This window comes from Pseudomonas sp. MWU318, from assembly GCF_016756945.1.
Lineage (GTDB): Bacteria > Pseudomonadota > Gammaproteobacteria > Pseudomonadales > Pseudomonadaceae > Aquipseudomonas > Aquipseudomonas putida_A.
This window is the reverse complement of sequence record NZ_JAESJL010000005.1, coordinates 38,189-59,524: the sequence shown is the minus strand read 5'-3', so window position 1 is coordinate 59,524 and position 21,336 is coordinate 38,189. Positions and strand designations below refer to the sequence as shown.

General features: G+C 55.6%; 20 protein-coding genes and 3 pseudogenes. 13 read left to right on the top strand and 10 right to left on the bottom strand.

All coding sequences use genetic code 11. The features are described from left to right. The first annotated feature begins 80 nt into the window (after positions 1–80). From JN524_RS13645 to JN524_RS13635, 3 genes are all read left to right on the top strand, one after another. Positions 81–821 carry a phosphoadenylyl-sulfate reductase gene (locus JN524_RS13645; RefSeq protein ID WP_202369653.1) on the top strand — a complete coding sequence of 247 codons (741 nt, stop codon included), beginning with the start codon at positions 81–83 and terminating at the stop codon, positions 819–821. Between the two features lie 527 nt (positions 822–1,348). After that, positions 1,349–2,887 (top strand): NCS1 family nucleobase:cation symporter-1, encoded by a 1,539-nt coding sequence (locus tag JN524_RS13640; RefSeq protein ID WP_202369652.1) that lies wholly within the window; start codon positions 1,349–1,351, stop codon positions 2,885–2,887. A 53-nt stretch (positions 2,888–2,940) separates the two neighbouring features. Continuing rightward, complete coding sequence (locus JN524_RS13635) at positions 2,941–3,669, top strand: aspartate/glutamate racemase family protein (protein WP_027613303.1); 729 nt, start codon at positions 2,941–2,943, stop codon at positions 3,667–3,669. Between the two features lie 132 nt (positions 3,670–3,801). Here JN524_RS13635 and JN524_RS13630 read toward each other — a convergent pair whose 3' ends face one another. Then, positions 3,802–4,728 carry a LysR family transcriptional regulator gene (locus JN524_RS13630; RefSeq protein ID WP_202369651.1) on the bottom strand — a complete coding sequence of 309 codons (927 nt, stop codon included), beginning with the start codon at positions 4,726–4,728 and terminating at the stop codon, positions 3,802–3,804. A 126-nt stretch (positions 4,729–4,854) separates the two neighbouring features. On the opposite strand from JN524_RS13630, the gene JN524_RS13625 reads away from it, so the two are divergent. Next, the gene (locus JN524_RS13625) at positions 4,855–5,601 is read left to right on the top strand and encodes a 3-oxoacyl-ACP reductase family protein (protein WP_095138624.1); all 747 of its coding nucleotides are present in this window, start codon (positions 4,855–4,857) and stop codon (positions 5,599–5,601) included. 78 nt (positions 5,602–5,679) lie between these two features. Here JN524_RS13625 and JN524_RS13620 read toward each other — a convergent pair whose 3' ends face one another. Beyond that, the gene (locus JN524_RS13620; protein WP_027613306.1) at positions 5,680–6,375 is read right to left on the bottom strand and encodes an HAD-IA family hydrolase; all 696 of its coding nucleotides are present in this window, start codon (positions 6,373–6,375) and stop codon (positions 5,680–5,682) included. A 246-nt stretch (positions 6,376–6,621) separates the two neighbouring features. Here JN524_RS13620 and JN524_RS27490 point away from each other — a divergent pair, with 246 nt between their 5' ends. Both JN524_RS27490 and JN524_RS13610 read left to right on the top strand, forming a co-directional pair. Next, positions 6,622–11,400: an RHS repeat-associated core domain-containing protein gene (locus tag JN524_RS27490; RefSeq protein ID WP_202369650.1), complete on the top strand. Its 4,779-nt coding sequence runs from the start codon at positions 6,622–6,624 to the stop codon at positions 11,398–11,400. After that, positions 11,397–11,828, top strand: a complete 432-nt coding sequence (locus tag JN524_RS13610; protein WP_202369649.1) for a DUF6896 domain-containing protein — start codon at positions 11,397–11,399, stop codon at positions 11,826–11,828. Before JN524_RS27490 ends, JN524_RS13610 begins: the two co-directional genes overlap by 4 nt. A gap of 150 nt (positions 11,829–11,978) precedes the next feature. Here JN524_RS13610 and JN524_RS13605 read toward each other — a convergent pair whose 3' ends face one another. The 4 genes from JN524_RS13605 to JN524_RS13590 all read right to left on the bottom strand — a co-directional run bounded on the left by JN524_RS13605 (position 11,979) and on the right by JN524_RS13590 (position 13,718). Continuing rightward, complete coding sequence (locus tag JN524_RS13605; RefSeq protein WP_169844085.1) at positions 11,979–12,149, bottom strand: hypothetical protein; 171 nt, start codon at positions 12,147–12,149, stop codon at positions 11,979–11,981. Positions 12,150–12,273: 124 nt separating this feature from the next. After that, positions 12,274–12,699 (bottom strand): YMGG-like glycine zipper-containing protein, encoded by a 426-nt coding sequence (locus JN524_RS13600; protein ID WP_202369648.1) that lies wholly within the window; start codon positions 12,697–12,699, stop codon positions 12,274–12,276. Positions 12,700–12,834: 135 nt separating this feature from the next. Then, the gene (locus JN524_RS13595) at positions 12,835–13,203 is read right to left on the bottom strand and encodes a glycine zipper domain-containing protein (protein WP_202369647.1); all 369 of its coding nucleotides are present in this window, start codon (positions 13,201–13,203) and stop codon (positions 12,835–12,837) included. 326 nt (positions 13,204–13,529) lie between these two features. Further along, positions 13,530–13,718, bottom strand: a complete 189-nt coding sequence (locus tag JN524_RS13590; RefSeq protein ID WP_007960727.1) for a hypothetical protein — start codon at positions 13,716–13,718, stop codon at positions 13,530–13,532. A 239-nt stretch (positions 13,719–13,957) separates the two neighbouring features. Between JN524_RS13590 and JN524_RS13585 the strand changes: the two genes are divergently transcribed. Beyond that, a complete protein-coding gene (locus JN524_RS13585; RefSeq protein ID WP_202369646.1) occupies positions 13,958–14,236 on the top strand; it encodes a hypothetical protein in 279 nt (92 codons plus the stop codon). A 64-nt stretch (positions 14,237–14,300) separates the two neighbouring features. Here the strand turns inward: JN524_RS13585 and JN524_RS13580 are convergent, their stop codons facing one another. Then, on the bottom strand, positions 14,301–14,621 hold the full coding sequence (locus JN524_RS13580) for a YbjQ family protein (protein ID WP_202369645.1): 321 nt from the start codon (positions 14,619–14,621) through the stop codon (positions 14,301–14,303). A gap of 1,018 nt (positions 14,622–15,639) precedes the next feature. Here JN524_RS13580 and JN524_RS13575 point away from each other — a divergent pair. The 3 genes from JN524_RS13575 to JN524_RS13565 all read left to right on the top strand — a co-directional run bounded on the left by JN524_RS13575 (position 15,640) and on the right by JN524_RS13565 (position 17,910). Further along, positions 15,640–16,401 carry a hypothetical protein gene (locus JN524_RS13575; RefSeq protein WP_202369644.1) on the top strand — a complete coding sequence of 254 codons (762 nt, stop codon included), beginning with the start codon at positions 15,640–15,642 and terminating at the stop codon, positions 16,399–16,401. A gap of 88 nt (positions 16,402–16,489) precedes the next feature. Next, on the top strand, positions 16,490–16,930 hold the full coding sequence (locus JN524_RS13570; protein WP_202369643.1) for a hypothetical protein: 441 nt from the start codon (positions 16,490–16,492) through the stop codon (positions 16,928–16,930). A 104-nt stretch (positions 16,931–17,034) separates the two neighbouring features. Continuing rightward, the gene (locus JN524_RS13565) at positions 17,035–17,910 is read left to right on the top strand and encodes a hypothetical protein (protein WP_202369642.1); all 876 of its coding nucleotides are present in this window, start codon (positions 17,035–17,037) and stop codon (positions 17,908–17,910) included. 31 nt (positions 17,911–17,941) lie between these two features. Here JN524_RS13565 and JN524_RS13560 read toward each other — a convergent pair. Next, positions 17,942–18,667, bottom strand: a pseudogene (locus JN524_RS13560) (phage portal protein); the annotation flags it as partial. 47 nt (positions 18,668–18,714) lie between these two features. Here JN524_RS13560 and JN524_RS13555 point away from each other — a divergent pair. Continuing rightward, the gene (locus JN524_RS13555; protein ID WP_202369641.1) at positions 18,715–19,071 is read left to right on the top strand and encodes a GPO family capsid scaffolding protein; all 357 of its coding nucleotides are present in this window, start codon (positions 18,715–18,717) and stop codon (positions 19,069–19,071) included. 42 nt (positions 19,072–19,113) lie between these two features. Here the strand turns inward: JN524_RS13555 and JN524_RS27485 are convergent. Together JN524_RS27485 and JN524_RS13545 are read right to left on the bottom strand one after the other, a co-directional pair. After that, positions 19,114–19,212, bottom strand: a pseudogene (locus JN524_RS27485) (tail fiber assembly protein); the annotation flags it as partial. 456 nt (positions 19,213–19,668) lie between these two features. Further along, positions 19,669–19,947: pseudogene (locus JN524_RS13545) on the bottom strand (phage baseplate assembly protein V); the annotation flags it as partial. 269 nt (positions 19,948–20,216) lie between these two features. On the opposite strand from JN524_RS13545, the gene JN524_RS13540 reads away from it, so the two are divergent. Both JN524_RS13540 and JN524_RS13535 read left to right on the top strand, forming a co-directional pair. Continuing rightward, positions 20,217–20,771 (top strand): hypothetical protein, encoded by a 555-nt coding sequence (locus JN524_RS13540; RefSeq protein ID WP_202369639.1) that lies wholly within the window; start codon positions 20,217–20,219, stop codon positions 20,769–20,771. Next, positions 20,768–21,307, top strand: coding sequence for a hypothetical protein (locus JN524_RS13535; RefSeq protein WP_202369638.1), 540 nt, complete (start codon positions 20,768–20,770; stop codon positions 21,305–21,307). The genes JN524_RS13540 and JN524_RS13535 overlap by 4 nt, the downstream gene beginning before the upstream one ends. Positions 21,308–21,336: the final 29 nt, after the last annotated feature.

Below are 21,336 nucleotides of genomic sequence, written 5' to 3'. Positions count from 1 at the left end.
ACCCCCTACTCCGCCGCTTTTTGTTACCATCGCCGCCATATAGAGCGCCCAGCGCCACCGACCTGTAGGAAGCCGCCCTGATGAGCCCAACGTTCGATGTCGTGGAACTCGCCACGACCTATGCCAACAAATCCGCCCAAGACATCCTGAAACTCGCGTTCGCCGAGTTCGGTGACGAGCTGTGGATATCTTTCAGTGGTGCCGAGGATGTGGTGCTGGTGGACATGGCCTGGAAGCTGAACAAGAACGTCAAGGTGTTCAGCCTCGACACCGGCCGCCTGCATCCGGAAACCTATCGCTTCATTGATCAGGTGCGCGAGCACTACAAGATCGATATCGAACTGGTGTCGCCGGACTACACGAAGCTGGAACCGTTCGTGAAGGAAAAAGGCCTGTTCAGCTTCTATAAGGACGGCCATGGCGAATGCTGCGGCATCCGCAAGATCGAACCGCTGCGGCGCAAACTGTCCGGCGTCAAAGCCTGGGCCACCGGCCAGCGCCGCGACCAGAGCCCGGGCACCCGCAGCGCCGTGGCGGTGCTGGAGATCGACACCGCGTTCTCCACACCCGAACGCACCCTGTACAAGTTCAACCCGCTGGCGCAGATGACCAGCGAAGAGATCTGGGGTTACATCCGCATGCTCGAACTGCCGTACAACAGCCTGCATGAACGCGGCTTTATCAGCATCGGCTGCGAACCATGCACCCGCCCGGTGCTGCCGAACCAGCACGAGCGCGAAGGCCGCTGGTGGTGGGAAGAAGCGACGCAGAAAGAGTGCGGGCTGCATGCGGGGAATATCATCAGCAAGTCCAACAGCTAAAAGATCGCAGCCTGCGGCAGCTCCTGCATGGAAATGCGGTCACCTGTAGGAGCTGCCGCAGGCTGCGATCTTTTGACCCTGAAAAATGTGTACACAAGAATGTCACCATCGGTGCCATTTATGTGTGCACTTTTTTGTTTTCGCGCCCTGAAAAGTTACATCCTTGCTGTACACCTCTGCGCGTCGCCCTCCCCGCAAATCCCCCGCAAAAAATAAATACCTGTTCAACCGGTCAATTTATAACCGCTTATTTTCAAATACTTAGCACTCATCGATAACTTTTCGAAATGAGCGCAGCGCTTCATAGATCGCTGACTGGCACAGTTCTGGCTTTTGTGCATACATGTTTTGTATACAAAACTGCAAAACATCAAACCACACTTTCGATCCGCAAGCCTGAAGCGCCCTATCCCGTACAGGCTGCAGATGCCCCGTAACCAGTGATGTCTGCTGGCCGCGCCGAAGATTTGTCGAGCCTGACCGCTCATGCACAGTCATCGCGGCCCGCCCATCAGGAGCCTGCCGGAATGCGTACAAGTCTCTCCAACAACATCGCGCTGAATCTGCCCGCCTCTGCCCTCGACCAGCCAATACCCGACGCGGGTCTGGCCGAACCGTTACAGCTGAGCCCGCGCCTGCACAACCGCGACCTGGCACCGACCCGGGCCGAAGGTCGGCGCTGGGGCAAGTACAGCATCTTTGCGTTGTGGACCAACGATGTGCACAACATCGCCAACTACTCGTTCGCCATCGGGCTGTACGCCCTGGGCCTGGGCGGCTGGCAGATTCTGCTGTCGCTGGGGATCGGCGCCGCTCTGGTGTACTTTTTCATGAACCTGTCCGGCTACATGGGGCAGAAAACCGGGGTGCCGTTTCCGGTGATCAGCCGGATCAGTTTCGGCATCCACGGCGCGCAGATTCCGGCGCTGATTCGCGCGGTGATCGCCATCGCCTGGTTCGGGATTCAGACGTATCTGGCGTCGGTGGTGTTTCGCGTGCTGCTGACAGCGATTCACCCCGGTTTCGCCGATTACGACCACAACTCGATCCTCGGCCTGTCGTCGCTGGGCTGGGTGTGTTTCGTGGCGATCTGGTTCGTGCAGTTGGCGATTCTCGCCTACGGCATGGAAATGGTTCGCCGTTACGAGGCTTTTGCCGGCCCGGTGATTCTGCTGACCGTCGCCGCCCTCGCCGCGTGGATGTACACCCAGGCCAACGCCACGATTGCCTGGTCGATCCGCGAACCGCTGAGCGGTGGCGAGATGTGGCGCAACATCTTTGCCGGCGGCGCCTTGTGGCTGGCGATCTATGGCACGCTGATCCTCAATTTCTGCGACTTCGCCCGCTCCTCGCCGTGCCGCAAGACCATCAAGATCGGCAACTTCTGGGGCCTGCCGGTGAACATTCTGGTGTTCGCCACCATCACCGTCCTGCTCTGCGGTGCGCAATTTCAGATCAATGGGCGAATCATCGAAAGCCCGACCGAAATCATCGCTTCGATCCCCAACACGTTTTTCCTGGTACTGGGTTGCCTGGCGTTCTTGATCGTCACCGTGGCGGTGAACATCATGGCCAACTTCGTCGCCCCGGCGTTCGTCCTCAGCAACCTGGCGCCGAAGTACCTGACCTTCCGCCGCGCCGGGCTGATCAGCGCGACCATCGCCGTGCTGATCCTGCCGTGGAACCTCTACAACAGCCCGCTGGTGATCGTGTATTTCCTCTCCGGCCTCGGCGCACTGCTCGGCCCGTTGTACGGGGTGATCATGGTCGACTACTGGTTGATCCGCAAAGGCCGGATCAACGTCCCGCAGTTGTACAGCGAAGATCCCAACGGCGCTTATTACTACAGCCACGGAGTGAATTTCCGTGCCGTGGCGGCGTTCATTCCGGCAGCGTTGATCGCCATCGTCCTGGCACTGGTGCCGGGCTTCCACAGCATCTCGCCGTTCTCCTGGCTGGTGGGCGCCGGCATCGCCGCCATGCTCTACCTGATCATCGCCAAACGTCAGCCGCACTACGCCGACGTCAGTGGCGAATCGATCGCCGTCGACAACGTCAGCCATTAACTTCCTTGCGGCCCGGTTTTGGGCCGCTGAACTGCCCGCAATAAGGACTTCCCATGCGTATTCTTGTGGTCAACGTCAACACCACCGAATCCATCACCCAGGCCATCGCCCGCTCGGCGCAGGCCGTCGCGTCTCCCGGTACGGAGATCGTCGGCCTGACACCGTTCTTCGGCGCCGACTCGGTGGAAGGCAATTTCGAAAGTTACCTGGCGGCCATCGCCGTGATGGACCGGGTGATGTCCTACGATCAACCGTTCGACGCGGTGATTCAGGCAGGTTACGGCGAACACGGTCGCGAAGGTTTGCAGGAACTGCTCAACGTGCCGGTAGTGGACATCACCGACGCCGCCGCCAGTACCGCGATGTTTCTCGGCCACGCCTATTCGGTGGTGACCACGCTGGATCGCACCGTGCCGCTGATCGAGGATCGACTGAAACTCTCGGGCCTGTGGGATCGCTGTGCCTCGGTGCGGGCCAGTGGTCTTGCGGTGCTGGAGTTGGAGCACGAACCACAGCGCGCACTGGAAGCCATCGTGCAGCAGGCGGAGCTGGCGGTGACCCAGGACAAGGCCGAAGTGATCTGTCTGGGCTGCGGCGGCATGGCCGGGCTCGATGAACAGATTCGTCGCCGCACCGGGGTGCCGGTGGTGGACGGCGTGACAGCGGCGGTGACCATTGCTGAATCGCTGGTGCGGCTGGGGTTGTCGACGTCCAAAGTGCGGACTTACGCGACGCCACGGCCGAAGCAGATCATTGGCTGGGCGGAGCGGTTTGCCCGGTAGACCGCGTATCGTTTATCGCGGGCAAGCCTCGCTCCCACAGGTTTCGCGTTGTATTACCATCATGTGAACGACGAAGAACCTGTGGGAGCGTGGCTTGCCCGCGATGGCCGCACCTCGGTCCCAAAGTCCTGCTCAGACAGCACTGAACCGCCGAGCCAACCCTCGCTCTGCAAACTGCTCAATCACAAAATCGACAAACGCCCGAGTCTTGCCCGGCAACAATTTATGCTCGGCGTAGTAGATCGAAATGTTGCCGTCATCGATGTACCAGTCCGGCAGCACCCGCTGCAACGTGCCCGCCTCGAGGTAACCCACGGCAAACGGCATGCTGACCAGCGCGATGCCCAGCCCTTGTGCTGCCGTAGCGCAGGCGGCTTCGGAGTCGCTCATGGTCATTCGCGTCTTGAGGGTCAAGGGCTGACAGAGCTGACTGCGGCCACTGATCAACTGCCAGGAGCGCACTCGACCGGTCTGCGGCGAACGAATCAGGATGCCATCGTGACGTTGCAGGTCATCCGGTTCGGCGATCGCTTCGTGCCTTTGCAGATAGTCAGCAGACGCCACCAACACGCGATGTGCGGGTGTCAACTTGCGTGCGACCACGCCTTGGGGCAATTCAAAGCCCCCGCCAATCGCCGCATCGAAACCCTGCCCTATCAAATCGACCTGACGGTTATCAAAATGCCAGTCAGGGTTGATCGCCGGAAACCGACGTAAAAACTCCTGCAGCAACGGCACGATGTACAAACGCCCGAATACCGTGCCCATGCTGACTTTCAACGTGCCCGCCGGCAGTCCTTCCACACTTGACAGATTGGCCACCGCATTCTGAATCGTCGTCAGACTGCCACTGACCTGGCTCAAAAACAGCTGACCGGCCTCGGTCAGGGTCAGGCTGCGTGTACTACGCTGGAACAGCCGTACACCGAGCCGCACCTCAAGCTTCGCCACACTCTTGCCGACGGCGGCCGGGGTCAGACTCAAGCGCCGGGCGGCCTCGGCAAAGCTGCCGACTTCGGCGCTGCGCACGAAGCATTCGATACTGCTGAAAGTTTCCATGATTGCCACTATAAACTTCTGGTTTACACAGACTATAGCAATCATGGTCTACACGGTTGTCGATGCGAGGCCGATACTCGGCTCCAACAACAAGGCACCCCGCCTTGAATTCTCTGGAGATCGAACATGACCACTCAACACCTCAGCGGCAAAGTCGCTCTGATTCAAGGCGGTTCCCGTGGTATCGGTGCCGCCATCGTCAAACGCCTGGCCGCCGAAGGCGCCGCTGTCGCATTCACTTACGTCAGCTCCACCGCCAAGGCCGAAGAGTTGCAGAACAGCATCACCGCGAATGGTGGAAAAGCCTTGGCGATCAAGGCCGACAGCGCCGATGAAACAGCCATCCGCAACGCCGTCAGCGCCACCGTCGAAGCCTTTGGCCGCCTGGATATTCTGGTGAACAACGCCGGCGTCCTGGCCATCGCGCCGCTGGAAGATTTCAAACTGGAAGACTTCGACCAGACCCTGGCGATCAACGTGCGCAGCGTGTTCATCGCGTCTCAGGAAGCCGCCAGACATATGGGCGAAGGCTCACGCATCGTCAACATCGGCAGCACCAACGCCGACCGCATGCCCTTCGGCGGTGGCGGGGTGTACGCGATGAGCAAATCGGCACTGGTCGGTCTGACCAAAGGTCTGGCCCGTGATCTTGGCCCACGCGGCATCACCATCAACAACGTGCAGCCCGGCCCGGTCGACACTGACATGAACCCGGCCCATGGCGATTTTGCCGAGAGCCTGATCCCGCTGATGGCGGTGGGCCGTTACGGCACTGCCGATGAAATCGCCGGTTTCGTCGCTTATCTGGTCGGCCCGGAAGCCGGTTACATCACCGGTGCCAGCCTGACTATCGACGGTGGTTTTGGCGCCTGATTGCGCTGAATCCCGGGTACAAAAAACGCCGCGCCTCTTTGCAGAGGGCGGCGTTTTTTATGGGCGCTTATTGGCTGGTCAAGCCCATTCCAGCGCCGGCAAACCGCAGGCACTCGGGGTGAACGCCTTGAGCGTGCGCAGAATCCCGTCGGCATGCGCGTATTTTTCATCGGCCATGGCTGCATCGGGAATCGCGATGGCAGTCATCCCCGCCGCTTTCGCGGCGGTTACACCAAACGGCGAATCCTCGAACACCAGACAATCCTCAGGCGCGACGCCCAGACGCCGGGCGGCGGTGAGGAAGATGTCCGGCGCCGGTTTCGCTGCGCCGACTTCCGGGTCATCGGCGGTGACGATGAAATCGAACAGGGCAAACCAGTCACGATGCAAGGTGGTTTTCTGGCCGAACGACTGCCGCGACGAACTGGTGCCCACGGCGATCGGAATGTTGTGTGCCTTAAGGTGACGAATCAGCTCCTCCGCGCCGGGCATCGCCTGGGCCTTGGGGAAGCGTTCACGCATCAACGGTTCGCGGATCAGCAGAAACTCTTCGGCACTGATCGGCAGATCCAGCGCCTGCACCACGTAGTTCGCCAGGTCATTGGCGCCACGCCCGATGATGTTCTGTTTAACGCTCCAGTCGAAGGTCCGCCCGTAACGCTCGGCAATGAGCGAGGTGACCTCGGTGTAGATGCCTTCGGTGTCCAGCAGCAAACCGTCCATGTCGAAAATCACGGCCTTGATCGGGCCAAACGTCTTCATCGGTGCATTCATCATCGGATCCGTTATCAAAAACATCCCGGGCGGCACAGCCGGCGCCGCTACGCGGATCTGATTAATGGGTTCAGCAGCATAGCGAGGCCAGCGGACATTGAGCAACGGGCAATGTTTATGGGCGGTGGAATGACTCGCTGATATTTAGCGAAATGCCCTACAGATAACGCCTACTTTCCCGACTTCTTTCCATTCTGATCCCCCGCAAAGTCCGCGCACCTCTTTCACGTGCGTGAGTGCTTGCGAATGTTCCAAACCGATCGGCTCCTGGCCCTGAACAACAGCATCGGCCTGCTGGTGGTTGCCGCCCTGAACCCGCAACACCCGGACTTTGAAAGGCTGATCCGCGAGTTTCGCCTGTGCCTGAACAACTACGAGGCCTGGGCCGAGCAGTTCTGGACGGGAACGGCGCTGGATATCGAGCAGGTGTTCAAGGTCGGCGGCGACCTGCACCTCAGCGCGCCCGTCAAATCCCGCCAGCCGATCCAGACCTCCGTGGTCATGTGTCCCGCGAGCGGCCCGTTGACCTTGGTGCACCTGTTCGAGGCGGCGCGGTTCGTACCGATCGGCGATACCCCGGTGCTGCTCGAACCGGTGATCGGCGAAATCGACGGGGTATTGAGTTTCGGTGAACCGCTGCGCCATACCATCGGCCCGAGCGGCATTCTGGAAGTGCGCGAGTGCGACCGGGGCCAGCGTTATCGCATCACCTTCTTTCCTGATGTGTCCAGCGCCCATATCCAAGCGCTGTATGCCTCCTATGAAGAGATTCTGGACGGGCTGGAGGTCTGGCTTCGCCAGGAGTGGGACGGGTTTCAGCCGCTGTGGGCGGAGTTTTCCGGCGCCGGTTTGGCTGATCGTTACCAACAGTTGCAACAGGCCGACTGGCGCGGTTTCGAGAAAGCCCTGCACGACATCTGGGATGACGTTAAACAGCTGTTTGGCCTGCTCGCCGACCTGCAGGCCAACAGCGAAAAACTCCTGCAGTACCTGAGCGATGTCGAGCTGCAAGCGCTACTCGACGCCTCCAGTGAGGCCATCGCCAATGGCTTGCTGATCCTCAGTGACGAACCGTTGCTGTTTATCCATCTGGCCGCGTTTAACAGTTGGTTGAAGATGCTGCCGCCGCAGTACCTGGCGGAAGTGGTGGCGGAAGTTCGGGTCGAGCTGTTGATCAGCTTTTTACTGATGCGCGTTTCCGGCGTCGTTGGCGTGCCTGTGCGACTGAGCAGCAAGGTGCTGAGCAAGATCAAGTCGCCCCGGGCGCGGGAATGGCTGGCAGCGTCGGCGTTGCGTCTGGGCGAGCTGCCCTCCACCGCCGATCTGAGCAAGCACGCGGGCGCGTTGAAGCCGTTGCTGGTCAACGCGCGCGATGTGCCGTTGAAGCCAACGCCAGCGATCCCGCTGAACATTCGTCAGACGGACGCAGTGGTGTTGACCGTGCCGAATCCGGCACCGATGGCACGGGACAAGTCCCGCGGCACGACGCGGATGGAGCGTCACGAACCTCACGACGACGCTTCAAACCAGGCGAAAAACCCCAACGGCGATAGCGCCGATTGCGCACCGCTGACCTGCACCAACGGCTGTCCGGTGTCGATGGTCACCGGCGAAGAATTGCTGACCCTGACCGATGGCACGCTCGATGGGGTGTTGCCGTTCGAATTCACCCGGCTGTACCGCACCAGCGCGGTGGAGATCGATGTCGGGCTGGGGTTTGGCTGGAGTCATTCGCTGGCGCATTGGCTGGAGTTCGATGGCGAGGCGGTGGTCTGGGTCGATCACGAGAACCGCCGTACGCGATTTCCGTTGCCCAGTGTGGAGCGGCCGGAGATTCACAACAGTCTGTCGCGGGCGGCGATTTTTCTCGGCGATGAGCCGGAGGAACTGATTCTCGCGCTGGCGGGGGATGCGGCGCGGTTTTATCACTTTCGTGCCGGGCGGTTGGTGGCGGTCAGTGATGCGTATGGCAATCGGCTGACCGTTTCTCGCGATCAGCAGCAGCGGATTTTCCGCTTGGACAATGGCGCCGGGCGCTCGCTGTTGTTGCGCTATGACCGGGCGCATCTGGTCGCGGTTGATTACCAGGTGTTGGAGGCTGATGGCTGGCGCACCGAGCAGACGCTGGTCAGTTATTGCTACGACGCGCGTCAGCGGTTGTTGGCTGCGACCAACGCGGTCGGTGACAGTGAGCGTTACGACTACGACGACCAGCACGTCATCCTGCAGCGACAACTGACCGGGGGCGCGAGCTTTTTCTGGGAGTGGCAGCGCGCGGGCAAGACGGCGCGTTGCGTGCGCCATTGGGCGTCGTTCGCGCAGATGAACACGCGGTATGTCTGGGCGGACGACGGCCGCGTCACGGTGCATTACGTCGATGGCACCGAAGAAATCTACGTCCACGATGACAGCGCACGGCTGGTGCGCAAGGTCGAGGCCAATGGCGGTGAGCACCTCAAGGCCTATGACGACGCGGGCCGGCTGATCGCCGAGCAGGATCCGCTGGGCGCGGTCACCGAATACCGCTACGACGACGTCGGACGGCTGATTGCGCTGCTTCCGCCGGACGATGAGCCAACGTCCTACGAGTATCGCAACGGTTTCCTGCACAGCCGTTCTCGCGGTGACGCGGTCTGGACGTATCGGCGCAACGCCGAGGGTGATGTCACCGAGGCGGTCGATCCTGACGGTCAGGTCACCCATTACTACTACGACATGCGCGGGCAGTTGCTGTCGATCCGCTACCCGGACACCAGCCGGCACAAGTTGTCGTGGAACGACCTCGGGCAACTGATCGAGGAAACCCTGCCTGACGGTGGAGTGCGGCGCTTTTCCTACGATGCGCTGGGGCGGCGGGCTACGACGCAGGACGAACATGGTGCGATCACCCGCCAGCAGTGGGACGCCGTTGGCCGACTGGTTCAAACGACTTTGCCTACAGGCGCCACTCGTGCCTACAGCTACGGCGCCTACGGCCAAGTCACTGCCGAGCGCGACGAACTCGGGCGCATCACCCGCTACGAGTATGACGACGACCTGCATCGGGTCTCGCGCAAGATCAACCCCGACGGCACGCGGGTGCAGTACCGCTACGACCATGCGCAATTGCTGCTCACGGAAATCGAGAACGAGTCCGGGGAAAAGTACCGCCTGGACTACACGCCCACCGGATTGATCCGACAGGAAACTGGCTTCGATGGTCGGCGCACCGCTTACGCCTACGACCGCAACGGGCACCTGCTGGAGAAGACCGAGTTCGGTGATGACGGCTCGACGCTGGTCACCACTTACGTGCGTGATACAGCCGGGCGTCTGCTGCTGAAAACCCTGCCCGACGGGGTTGAGGTGGCTTACACCTACGACCGTCTGGGCCGATTAACCGGTGTTGATGACGGCCAGCAACATCCACTGGCCTTTGAATACGACCGGCAGGACCGGCTGATCACCGAGCATCAGGGCTGGGGCACCTTGCGTTACACCTACGACGCCTGCGGCCAGCTCAAGCGCCAGCGTCTGCCGGACAACAGCAAGCTCGACTATCACTACGCCAAGGGCGGTGCGCTGACCGCCATCGACCTCAATGGCACGCGGCTGACCAGCCATCAGTTTGAATGTGGTCGCGAGCAACAACGCCAGCAAGGCCTGCTACGCAGCGATTATGCCTACGACGATCAGGGACGTTTACTCGCCCACGCTGTAGGTCATCAGCACGACTCCCTGTATCGCCGGGATTATGCCTACAGCGCCAACGGCAACCTCGAGCACATTGCCGACAGCCGCCACGGCCAGCGCACCTATGGCTACGACGCCCTCGACCGCTTGATCCGCGTCCGTCACTCGCGCGACGAACTACCGGAATCCTTCGCCCACGACCCGGCCGGCAACCTGCTGATGCAGGATCGTCCCGGGCCGACCCGGATCAAGGGCAACCGCCTGCTGATGCAGGGCGATCGCCATTACGACTACGACGCCTTCGGCAACCTGATCCGCGAACGCCGTGGCCGCGACCAGCAACTCGTCACCGAGTACCGCTACGACTGCCAACACCGCCTGATCGGCCTGACCCGCCCCGATGGCCAGACCGCGACCTACCAGTACGACGCCTTCGGCCGACGCATCCGCAAAACCGTCGACGGCCAGACCACCGAGTTCTTCTGGCAAGGCGACCACCTCGTCGCCGAAAGCAGCCCGAGCCACCATCGCAGCTACGTCTACGAACCCGGCACCTTCCGCCCACTGGCGCTGCTCGACGGCAAAGGCCCGAAAAAGGCCTGCCCGTTCTACTACCAACTCGACCACCTCGGCACGCCGCAGGAACTGACCGACTACAGCGGCGAAATCGTCTGGTCGGCGCAATACGACGCCTACGGCAAGGTCGCCGCGATCACCCTGGCCGGCGAAGACTACCTCGACCAGTCGCTGCGCTTTCAGGGGCAGTATTTCGACGCGGAAAGTGGGCTGCATTACAACCGGCACCGGTATTACGACCCGAGGTTGGGACGGTATTTGACGCCGGATCCCATCAAGTTGGCGGGTGGGTTGAATCAGTATCGGTATGTGCCGAATCCGACGGGATGGGTGGATCCGTTGGGGTTGACGTCGAACTGTCCGCCGCCGAACAGGCCAGGCTGTGAGGTGCCGGGTGGGATTGGTGGCGCTAAGGTAGATGTGGGTGAACCACAATTACCGGACTTGATTCATGGCGTTGACCCACATTCAGTGAAGCGAACGCATGCGATCATGGGAAAAAAATCAACTAAACACGTCGAAAAAATAAGGGATCAAATGCGAGCAGGTGGATACGATGTCAGCTATCCCATAGACGTAGCAGAACATCAGGGCAACTTCTATATTCTAGATGGACATCACCGTGCAGCAGCTGCAAAACAAACAGCAACACCTATAACTATAAAACTGATCACGAACATCAGAGAGCACAAAGGAGAGCTCAATACTATCGAAGAAGTCATTGAATCGGCTAACAATGTCGGACACGACCGATTGGAGCATCACAGAAGAAGATGAAAAAAGACGATAAAAATCTTGAGGACCTAATAACTGACTTCCTTTCAAAAGTTGAAAGTGGAACAGAATTACTACAAAAAAAATTTGGCACTCGGAATATTTTAAGACTTTGGCGAAGCAAGCAAATCGAACGCTGCGGTGAAATAACTGATGAAATTCAATATGAACTGCACGGCGTAGGGTGCGCCATTCACTTCCCATCAGAATCAGTGGACTTTGATTATGGTTCGGATAACAGAATCGACGGTTTTGATGTATGGCGTCTTTACATTTACGCTAGCGATAGGCCATCTAAATATAAAAAATACTGCGACAAAAAAACAATTGAAAAGGAGTTTCAAGAATACATCGCATCAGGTCGAATAGAAAAAATGTCGACATCAGATAACCTTTACGTACTAGTCAGACCTGAATTAACAGGCAAATAACAGAATATTTTGTCGGTTTGCTTTCGTCCGCCTTGACGACTGTTTAACAAGCTTGACCTAGAGAACAAACCGATCCGAATCAAAGGGCCTGAAGTACAGGCCCCGGATATTTAAATTCAGTGCGCCGCCACGCTCGACTTTCAAGACAACTTATTGCTCATCCTCATCCTCTTCATACTCCTCATCCAAAGCCTCATCCGCATCATTCAACGGCACCGTCGCATCATCCATCAGCGACCCCGGATCCTCGTTCCCCGGATCATTGATAAACGGCAAACCGCTCGGGCCTTTTTCTTCCTTGCCTTCGGTTTCGGGCGTCATGGCAAACCTCTACGTCTGGTGGGTTGTATAATGTTCGAAAAGCCCCACAGCCAATCGTTCCAGAGTCCGACCGCCAGAAACGAAAAACCCGGCGCCAGGCCGGGTTTGTTTTTCGAACATCCAATCAATGATGACGATTTTTATGTTTGTACTTGTTGTGCCTGTGACCGCCACCGGAATGAGCTTTGCCGCCATCGCCACCCAGGTTGTTGCCCACTGCACCACCCGCCGCACCACCCAAACCAGCACCGATGGCCGAACCGGTGGAGCCGCCCAGGCTGTTGCCGACCACCGAGCCGCCGGCAGCGCCGAGGCCACCACCAATGGCGGCTTCGGTGCGATTGTGTTTATTCGCCCCAACCGCGCTGCCCGCCGCGCCACCGACGCCTGCGCCAACCGCGGCACCAGTGCTACCGCCGAGCTGGCCACCGACCACGTTACCGAGCACACCGCCCAAACCGCCACCTACGGCGGCGCTGCCATCTCCGGCGGCCATCGCACCTTGAGCGATGAATAATCCGAAAAACAGTGCAGACAATGACAAGCGCATTTGAACCTCACAGTTCCCGAATCGGGAGGGTATGCCCACAGGGGCCTATGTCAGATTGGAGACATTTTTCGGGAAAACGTTCAGCCATGAAAAAGCCCGACATCGAGCCGGGCTATTTCTGACAAACGTTCGCTATCAGTGACGCTTGTGCCCCTTGGACAGGTTGGCGCCGACGGCACCACCGGCAGCGCCACCCAGACCGGCGCCAATGGTCGCGCCATTTCGGCCACCCAGGCTGTTGCCGATCACCGAACCACCGGCCGCGCCAACACCACCGCCGATAGCCGCTTTGGTGCGGCTGCCCTTGCCGGCTGCCATCGCACTGCCGGCCGCGCCTGCAACACCGGCACCAATCGCTGCGCCCGTGCTGCCGCCCATCTTCTGGCCGACCACGTTACCCAGCGCGCCACCCAGACCGCCGCCGAGTGCAGCAGTGCCTTCACCGGCGACCGCACCTTGAGCAATGAGAAGCCCCAGAACCAGAGCAGGCAATGTTAGACGCATGACGAAAACCTCGAAAATAGGGGGGATCAAAAGGGGCCGAGATTGAAAGCTGCCGACGCGCTGAAGTCCAGATAAATCAGCTGTCGCCGCGCACTTGGCGCCGATTGGACAGCGATTTGGCAAAAGGTTTAATCGCAGGCAAAAAAAAGCCCGCTGGGGAGACGGGCTGGAGACTTGCTTTCTAACGGATGGCTTCACCCTACGTCCGTGGACGTGAAAAGTTTGTGAAAAAAAACAGAATCCGTCCTATCACTTGTAGGAGATTTCCTTTCATAAACATCAGGCATAAAAAACCCCGTTCATAGACGGGGTCGTTCGGTCTCACTTTACTTTCTTGAGCGGGCCGACACCTTTGGAAGGAATTTGGCCTTTGGCCCCTTGGGCGCTGTGGACTTGATCTTGCCGGTCTGCACCGGATCCTCGCCAAAGCCCGATTGGTACTCCGTCTGGCCGCAACGGACACAGTTGTTGAATGAAAATTCGGCTCCATCGTCTTCGATATACGGATCAGTCATAGCCTCTCCCCTTCGTAATGGATCGACACCGGCAAAGCGCTTTTGCCTGAAAAAATATCGACCTCCAAGGCTTTTGAGACTAGCCGGTCATTACTGGACTTGTAGTTCAGTTCGACCGATGCCCGACGAATGGCCTAAGCAAATTCAACATCCGCACGAACCGTTGATCTCACAACACTAAAGATTCCCGCCCACAGGCCGTTGCCCTTTTTCATACAAATGAATCTCAAGGAGAGAACATGAAAATCAACGGATTCCCGGAAATGCCTGTCGTAAAACTCACGGACGAACAGATCGCTGCCGGCAAAGCCGCCGGTGAGAAATTCAAGGAAAAGCTCGCTTCAGGCGACATCACCATCACCTACCCGGACAAACCGGTTCTGACCCCCGGCGTCATCTATCACCCGAGTCAGCCGGCCGATCCATCGCCCTCCACCGGCACCCCGCCGATGGTCGCAATCGATACGCCCCTGACCTATGACGCCCACGGGCTTGTCATCCTCAAGCCCCAGGGCTGATCGAAAGCAAAACGCAAAAAGCCCATTCATCTTCTGAATGGGCTCGCTTGAACAAGCGACTACATCAATGCAACTTGACCGCCGTGCCGGTTGCGAACACCACAACCATGCCGCCCTTGCCCGCCGGCATGCTGATTTCGAAATCCAGTCCGACCACCGCATCCGCCTGCAACGCCCGCGCCCGCTCCTTGATCTCGTCCGTCGCCTGAACCCGCGCCTCTTTCAACGCACGCTCCAGCGTCTGCGAGCGCCCACCAAAAAAATCGCGCATGCCGGCAAACATGTCACGGATCACGTTGACGCCCTGCACCGACTCCGCGCTGACAATGTCCAGGTACGCGGTGATCTGTCGGCCTTCGATGGCGTGGGTGGTGGAAATGATCATGGGAACAGTCCTTTTTTCTACGGATAAAGCGGCGATTGTAATGCGCTATGGCAAATCAGGCTGAGCACTTGCACGCATGACAGGCGTAGCGGATTAAAATCCAGACGCCAGAAACCACAAAACCCCTGATCTCTTTCGAAATCAGGGGTTTTGCGTATTGAATTTGGCGGTGAAGGAGAGATTCGAAACCGCCCGATTGTGATTTTCGCGAAGTCGGCCCCGGTTTACAAGGGTTTCAGGGCGATAGTTAGCGCGCAAGCGTTCCCATGGCAGTCCCATGAGTTTGCGGGCAGTCGAAGACCCAAAGGGCCATAGAGGGATACCCGTTTTTTCAGGAACGGCATCGGAAAAAGGTAATTTCGGTAACTCAATCAATAGATTGGCCTGAGAGCCTTGATTTAACTGGTCTGCAAGGGGTCTGCACAAGGTAATTTTTAAGTAATGTAGAGGTTAGGTAGTTACCTTTTAAGGGAGTAATTTCTCCATTTATTAACCCCTTATAAATCAGCCAGTTACGCCCATATTACCTTTTTCATTACTCAAAATTACTTTCTGAAGTATTCCAGTAAAGCCAATGAATACGGGCTTTCAGCGGTCTGCCGATATCCTTGGTTACCACATTACTTTTTTCCGACTGCGATCCTGAAAATCAGCTCCTGACGGTGCCTCATGTCTGACGAACAAACGAGCCAGGGGAAATGCATCGGGTGCCCTACCCTTTGCAGGGATTCGCAGGCTTTTTGTGTCATTCATTGACCATCACAAAGCCCAGCCGTGGCTGCACTCAGCGGGTCGCAGGAGTGCGGAAAAAAAGACCCATTTAGCTCGCAGGCGAGGTGGGGGGACGACGGCGCGCGCCAGTCGCCTACCTATTCCTCCGCACCTTCTGGGAGTAGCATCCACGTCGGAGACTCAAGCAGCGAGCTTTGCCCTCAAGCGAACTTCCTAACAGGACTGGACGATGCTAGTTGTGTAGGGTGAAGATGGGATCTTCGAAAAATCAATGGCCCGGACGCTTATGACTGTCCCCCCCAAAAAACCCGAGCAGACAGGTGCAATCCCGAAGCATCTACCAGATAAACTAACAGCACTCTATACAGGGGAGGAGTTTCTCAGAGCTAAAGCCGTTGAGCTAATTATGCTTGATCACCAGCTTTCAGATGATGTGGAGTTGATTCATCGTACGATGGATTTGATTCAGCACTTCGTGATTGAACATGTCGCCGATGACCCTGAGCAAGAAACAATTCAGCTGTTAGGCATTCGACTATTCAACGGCCTTGCTTCATCGTTCCGTTTGTTAACAAGTGGTTACTTCCAAAATGCCGCGCTTATTTTGCGGGATCTACTGGAAACATCGTTTCTTCTTTCTTACCTACACCTCCATCCTGAAAAAATTTCCACGTTCCGTACTGGAGATGAGAAAATCAACCGAAAAATATTCAACCCTTCAGATATCCGAAAGGCCTTGGATAAACACGATGGTTTCAAGGAGAGAAAGCGCGATGCTGCTTACAAACTGCTGTGTGAACTGGCTGCCCACCCGACATACAAAGGGTTTCAGATGCTAGCCCCAAAAGGAAAAGGGGCTCATTGCGGACCGTTCATTGATCAACCAACACTAAAGGCGCTCATCGAAGAACAAGTAAAAATTGCAGTCCAAGTTGGCCAAGCATTCGCTGTCTTTTTCCCTGCAACGAAATTGGAAGCTATAGAAAAAAAGCTGTTGTTCATGACTCGTGCGGCAAATTGGTTAAAGAGATACGCCGACCTCCCCTAAATTGTAAAAACACACGATAGATCCCAATAGGATCTGCAAATGATAGCATTCAGCCTACCGCTGACCATTATCAAAGAGAGAGACCGAAATGGAAATGTATGATGACGTGCGCACAGCGATCCAAGATTTTTCCGGTTTTCAACGTCGATGGTCAAAAGTTAAAAATGGATTTGAGGAGTTTTTTGGAAACTTTAATCCTGATGCGCTGCAAATTCCTGGAATTTCAATCGTTTTGGACGTTGCAATAGGTACGTGCACAATTGAAGCTTTCAGCAGAAAATTTGAAGCATCGCTTTCGCCACTGCTGGCAAATGATAAATCGCTGGTAGGAAATGTAGAGTTCGTTGAGTTGGTTAAAGAAAAAAGAATTCTAATCGAAAGATTTTTTATAACTCACCAGCAAAGCGTAATGACGTTGGCAGGTGAAACGCTAATGCCGGTAGCAGACTTCAGTGAGCAGCAGACCCGACATATATTAAATCTTCTCCTCCAAGGACTCAGTCGCCCCATTAATTCAACCGACGACTGAGGCTACGTTGTCAGCATCTCACTTTCAAAACAAAGAACATACACTCACTAAAAGTTTTCGTACAACACTGCGCATCAATCATAAAAAACATTCACAGGAAAAACATGGAACACCAAAACAAAAGCAATCTGATCTTTTCAAATTACTGCGCTTGCTTCATAGATCTACTTGGTCAAAAAAACTCGTTAGCAGATCAAAATCTAGTTCCAACCGATGAAGACACCCAGGCACAATTAGATTTCGAAAGGATTGCAAAGGAATCTATCGGTGCAATATTAAGACTGCAAAGATACGCAGAAATCTTCAGAAACAAACCCAATAGCAGCTTGTTCGATATCAGCAAGCTTGAGCCCGAACAGCTTGAACTATATAGAAAAATGTCCTCCGCAAAGCCAAAGCAACAACGTTGGTCCGATGGACTTGTATATTATCATACTTTACAAGGTGAGCAGAATAACTGCCCGATCAGCGCAGTGTATGAAATTTTTGCGCTAGCTGGCGCGCTCTGCTTATTTAGCCTGTCCACAGGCTACCCTATAAGAGGCGCTATCGAGATCTCGTGGGGAGTTGAATTGCATGACAATGAACTTTATGGCGCCATCGTAGCGAATAGCTACATATTGGAAAGCGAAGTAGCAAAATACCCAAGAATTGTTATAGGTGAACACACGGTACGTTACTTAACAGGTCATTTAACTGCCGTACCAGAAAGCAAAATTGATATATACAACCAAAGTATGACTAGACTATGCCTAGATCTGATAGCCAGCGATACAGACGGAAATTACATCCTTGACTATCTTGGCAAAAACTTTAGACACCAAATCACACAAGACGAAGCACCCAATTTATTCAGAGAGGCGTTCAGCTATGCCACTTCGCAACTAGCACTACACCAGAAAAATAAAAATGAAAAACTCGTTCTGCGATATGAATGGCTTTTAGAGTATTTTGAATTCAATAGAGAGCACAACTTATAACCAGCAAGGGGCGCTCAGCCCCTTAGTTGCATTATTTACCTTCATTTAACTCGTAACTATTAAAACTAATGACCTCTTCATTTAGCCAATCATTTAGCTGAAGCATTCTTGCCTGAATAGGTTCCAGCTCATTAGCAGCATATATCTGCGCTGCCTCCCGAATCGATCCAAAACCGCCCGCATTTTGCGGTACGATGCCCATCAACTGCGGTGGAATCCGCAGACTCGCCAACACATCGTCCCTCGTCTGATTCTTGATCGAGTTGAACTCATCCTTCGCCGCCACCTCGCTAACGGGGATCAGCTGAATCCCGTCCTTCTTCCCAGTCGGTGAATACACGAACAAATTCCGGAAATTCCCTGGCCCCTTCGATTCCTTCAATGCCTTGCGCAACGCATCAATGTCCGCCTCGGTCTGCGCCGCATCCGTCATGTACAAGATGAACCCAGCATGACTCCCGTTCTCGTAATACTTACGCCGAAACAACGTCGCCGACTCATTCAACAACGCCGACTGCAACGCACTGATCCACTCCGGCAGTCCATAAATCTCCTGATGCAGATCCGCCTCCCGCAGGTGAAAAATACTGTCCGGTTCAAAGGCGTGTTCGTCCTTCCACCCACGCACCTGGTAGAACTGCCCCTCTGGCCCAGCGCGCATGTACTTGGCCAACGGCGTTTCCAATTTGCGCACCCCACCCAACCGCGAGCGGCGGCCCTCAAGGTACCCATTGCCCAGGCACAGGAAGTCCAACGCAACCCGACGTCAGCCCCTTCAAGGATCGCCACTACTCCGCAACCTCGATGTTCACCGAAGCCGTCGAAGCTGAATTGACGTTTGAAGAGTTTGAAGAAAAACCTAGCCTCGGCGCCCAGCTCTTCAGCAAGGTGCAAACGCTGCTTAAAGGCAAACAGGCCAAGGACGACAGCGAGTTCGCACAGATCGGGCAAGCCGTCGAGACCATCGCCGAGCACGTCAAAGACCTGCCCGACCAACTGACCGCGGAGAAACAATTTTCCGCAGAACTGAAAACGCAGCTCAACCAGTTGGCCAAGGACTTCACCGAACTGAAAACCAAGCTCTCGACCCCCCAGGACCACAACCAAAAGACACGCCCTCCCGTCACTGGTGGCGGAAACCAGGTCATGACCGACTGCTGACACCAAGGACGACTTCCATGCGCAACGACACCCGCAACCTCTTCAACGCCTAAGCTCCACGCTGTAGCGCATCCAGTCCAGAAGGGATGCCTGTTCCTCTGGCGTGACAGTGCCCAGTTTCTCCGCGTACTGAAGGGGGCGATACGCAGTTGTGCGTCTCGCAACAAGTTATCTCGATGGTCGAGGGCTTGAGCGCTTTGAGTAGCGCGTTGGGCTGATTCGTCGAGTGTCCATTGCCCGTCGATCCATTTGAAATGTTCGCCCGGCCATGGCTGAGTGGTGAGCCCGTCGGACAATTCGCCCAACTGTTGCCATGATTGTTCTGTGCCGTCAGCGGTGCGGAATACAGCACCTCTTGGGTCAGGTAGTTGTTGGGCCGCTCCATCGATCAATGCCCACGTTTTGCCTGGTTCTGGCACGGCAAGAACCTTCGGGACTGGCACGGCATTACTAGGCAGTTGTGGACCGAACCCAGGGATGGCCGGGAACGTGACCGGGCCAGAAAGGGCACCGGCTTCGTCAATCAAATAGGTAATCATCGAGACCTCAAATCATTTTGATACGGCCGGGGTAGGCGATGTTGCGTGGGCGAGTTTCGCGGTCGCCGTTGGCGGGAATGTGGTCACTGAACAGGCCGGTGAGGACGATGCCATTGCTAAGCTGTCCGGAGGGGCTTAACAGGATGATCTGTTCGTCCACAGTCGGCGGGCTCCACTCGCGGTCGGCCCCTGCTCGTGGCGAGACCCACGGCAGCCAGCCGGTAGTCAATGCGCCGGTTTTGACTCGCACGCGAGGGGGAGTCATCTGCACGGCAGCAATGATGCCGAGGCGAATGAGGTTTTCAATGAGGCGGGCAAAGGAGGCTAAGTCGTTCATGGGCCTGATGGTGGCGCCACCAGGCATTACAATGCAGCTTTGCTACCTTGTAAGGACGGAAGGGACAAGGTGTCTAGCGTAGTTTTTACGTTTTATACAAGGCGATTTTGCGGTACATGAGAACGAGAAACGCTGAAATTTGGACTCGTTCTAATATGACATAATGATTTTTTTGGTGTATCCCTTTCGAGATGGTAGGTTTTTAGCGAATAGTCACTCGGATAGAGACTAAAGATTCTTGATGTTAGATTAATTGGTGGACGGTTCTCATGAAAAAAAACAAATCGTTTTCGGAGTTTGTAAGCAAACATTCCGACGTCGTTGAAAGTGCGAAATTCGATCCTGAGAAGGAGATTGACGAATGGATAAACTATCTGGATCAACTCTATAGGACAATTGAGGGGTTTGTTTCTCCGTATGGAGATGAGGGAGCCGTTCAACTCGTTTTTGCTCCTATATCAATAATGGAAGAGTCTCTAGGAACGTATGTAGTCAATAGTGCTAGGCTTCTTGTGGGTAATGCTAAGTTTATATTTAACCCGATTGGGACTATGCTGATTGGTTCAAAAGGTAGAGTTGATCTGATTGGCCCTACGGGAAGAGCCATGCTCGCTTTAGTTCGAGGGAATGGTCCTCGCATCAGCGTGAAAGTGACCATAGATGACGGTTCTAAACAAGTTGTTACCGACTCGAAGTCAAGAGAGGAGGCGCTTGAAAAATTGGAGCCGTGGGAATGGAAAATAGTTTCAAATAGGCCTCCATATAAATACACCGAATTAAATGCCGATAAGTTCTTGAATTTATTGATGAGTCTAGCGCAATGAAACGGATTGGATTCACTCCCTCTGGACTGAATCTCGAACTTTCTGAGATTGCCGACCATTATGATGTGGTTAGTTCCTCTATGACGATATTTTACGCGGAAGACAGTCCGTCGTTTCTAAGTCGTCATGCTTTTTCAATGCCAGCTCAAATTTTAAGCGATTATCGAAAAGCGCAGCGGGAGTTGGAAATATCGATATGTTTAACAATATTAGCCTCATTGGAAGCAAAATTTCGATTGGATTATTTGCAGCGAGTGGATTCTAAGCTGAAAGATCCACTAAGTCGGGCTTACATGAAGCTGTATGGTCGTCATAAAAACAAAATAGGCTTTGACGATCTTTTGGATGCATGGAAACGATATGCTCCATCATCCATCGTGTATGTTAGGGAGCTAAAAGGAGCTTTAGCATTTAGGCATTGGTTAGCTCATGGACGATACTGGGAACCTAAGCTTGCTCGGGTTCATGGATACACTGATATATATCGTCTAGCTGATGATGTAATTACCAATTTTCCGTTTGTATCTGCTCAATAAGGAGCCTGATTCTAGCCAAATAAATAATA

Excerpts from the sequence above, each read along its gene's own strand:
- JN524_RS13645 (WP_202369653.1), top strand. The coding sequence starts at position 81 with ATGAGCCCAACGTTCGATGTCGTGGAACTCGCCACGACCTATGCCAAC.
- JN524_RS13640 (WP_202369652.1), top strand. The coding sequence starts at position 1,349 with ATGCGTACAAGTCTCTCCAACAACATCGCGCTGAATCTGCCCGCCTCT.
- JN524_RS13635 (WP_027613303.1), top strand. The coding sequence starts at position 2,941 with ATGCGTATTCTTGTGGTCAACGTCAACACCACCGAATCCATCACCCAG.
- JN524_RS13630 (WP_202369651.1), bottom strand. The coding sequence starts at position 4,728 with ATGGAAACTTTCAGCAGTATCGAATGCTTCGTGCGCAGCGCCGAAGTC.
- JN524_RS13625 (WP_095138624.1), top strand. The coding sequence starts at position 4,855 with ATGACCACTCAACACCTCAGCGGCAAAGTCGCTCTGATTCAAGGCGGT.
- JN524_RS13620 (WP_027613306.1), bottom strand. The coding sequence starts at position 6,375 with ATGAATGCACCGATGAAGACGTTTGGCCCGATCAAGGCCGTGATTTTC.
- JN524_RS27490 (WP_202369650.1), top strand. The coding sequence starts at position 6,622 with ATGTTCCAAACCGATCGGCTCCTGGCCCTGAACAACAGCATCGGCCTG.
- JN524_RS13610 (WP_202369649.1), top strand. The coding sequence starts at position 11,397 with ATGAAAAAAGACGATAAAAATCTTGAGGACCTAATAACTGACTTCCTT.
- JN524_RS13605 (WP_169844085.1), bottom strand. The coding sequence starts at position 12,149 with ATGACGCCCGAAACCGAAGGCAAGGAAGAAAAAGGCCCGAGCGGTTTG.
- JN524_RS13600 (WP_202369648.1), bottom strand. The coding sequence starts at position 12,699 with ATGCGCTTGTCATTGTCTGCACTGTTTTTCGGATTATTCATCGCTCAA.
- JN524_RS13595 (WP_202369647.1), bottom strand. The coding sequence starts at position 13,203 with ATGCGTCTAACATTGCCTGCTCTGGTTCTGGGGCTTCTCATTGCTCAA.
- JN524_RS13590 (WP_007960727.1), bottom strand. The coding sequence starts at position 13,718 with ATGACTGATCCGTATATCGAAGACGATGGAGCCGAATTTTCATTCAAC.
- JN524_RS13585 (WP_202369646.1), top strand. The coding sequence starts at position 13,958 with ATGAAAATCAACGGATTCCCGGAAATGCCTGTCGTAAAACTCACGGAC.
- JN524_RS13580 (WP_202369645.1), bottom strand. The coding sequence starts at position 14,621 with ATGATCATTTCCACCACCCACGCCATCGAAGGCCGACAGATCACCGCG.
- JN524_RS13575 (WP_202369644.1), top strand. The coding sequence starts at position 15,640 with ATGACTGTCCCCCCCAAAAAACCCGAGCAGACAGGTGCAATCCCGAAG.
- JN524_RS13570 (WP_202369643.1), top strand. The coding sequence starts at position 16,490 with ATGGAAATGTATGATGACGTGCGCACAGCGATCCAAGATTTTTCCGGT.
- JN524_RS13565 (WP_202369642.1), top strand. The coding sequence starts at position 17,035 with ATGGAACACCAAAACAAAAGCAATCTGATCTTTTCAAATTACTGCGCT.
- JN524_RS13555 (WP_202369641.1), top strand. The coding sequence starts at position 18,715 with ATGTTCACCGAAGCCGTCGAAGCTGAATTGACGTTTGAAGAGTTTGAA.
- JN524_RS13540 (WP_202369639.1), top strand. The coding sequence starts at position 20,217 with ATGAAAAAAAACAAATCGTTTTCGGAGTTTGTAAGCAAACATTCCGAC.
- JN524_RS13535 (WP_202369638.1), top strand. The coding sequence starts at position 20,768 with ATGAAACGGATTGGATTCACTCCCTCTGGACTGAATCTCGAACTTTCT.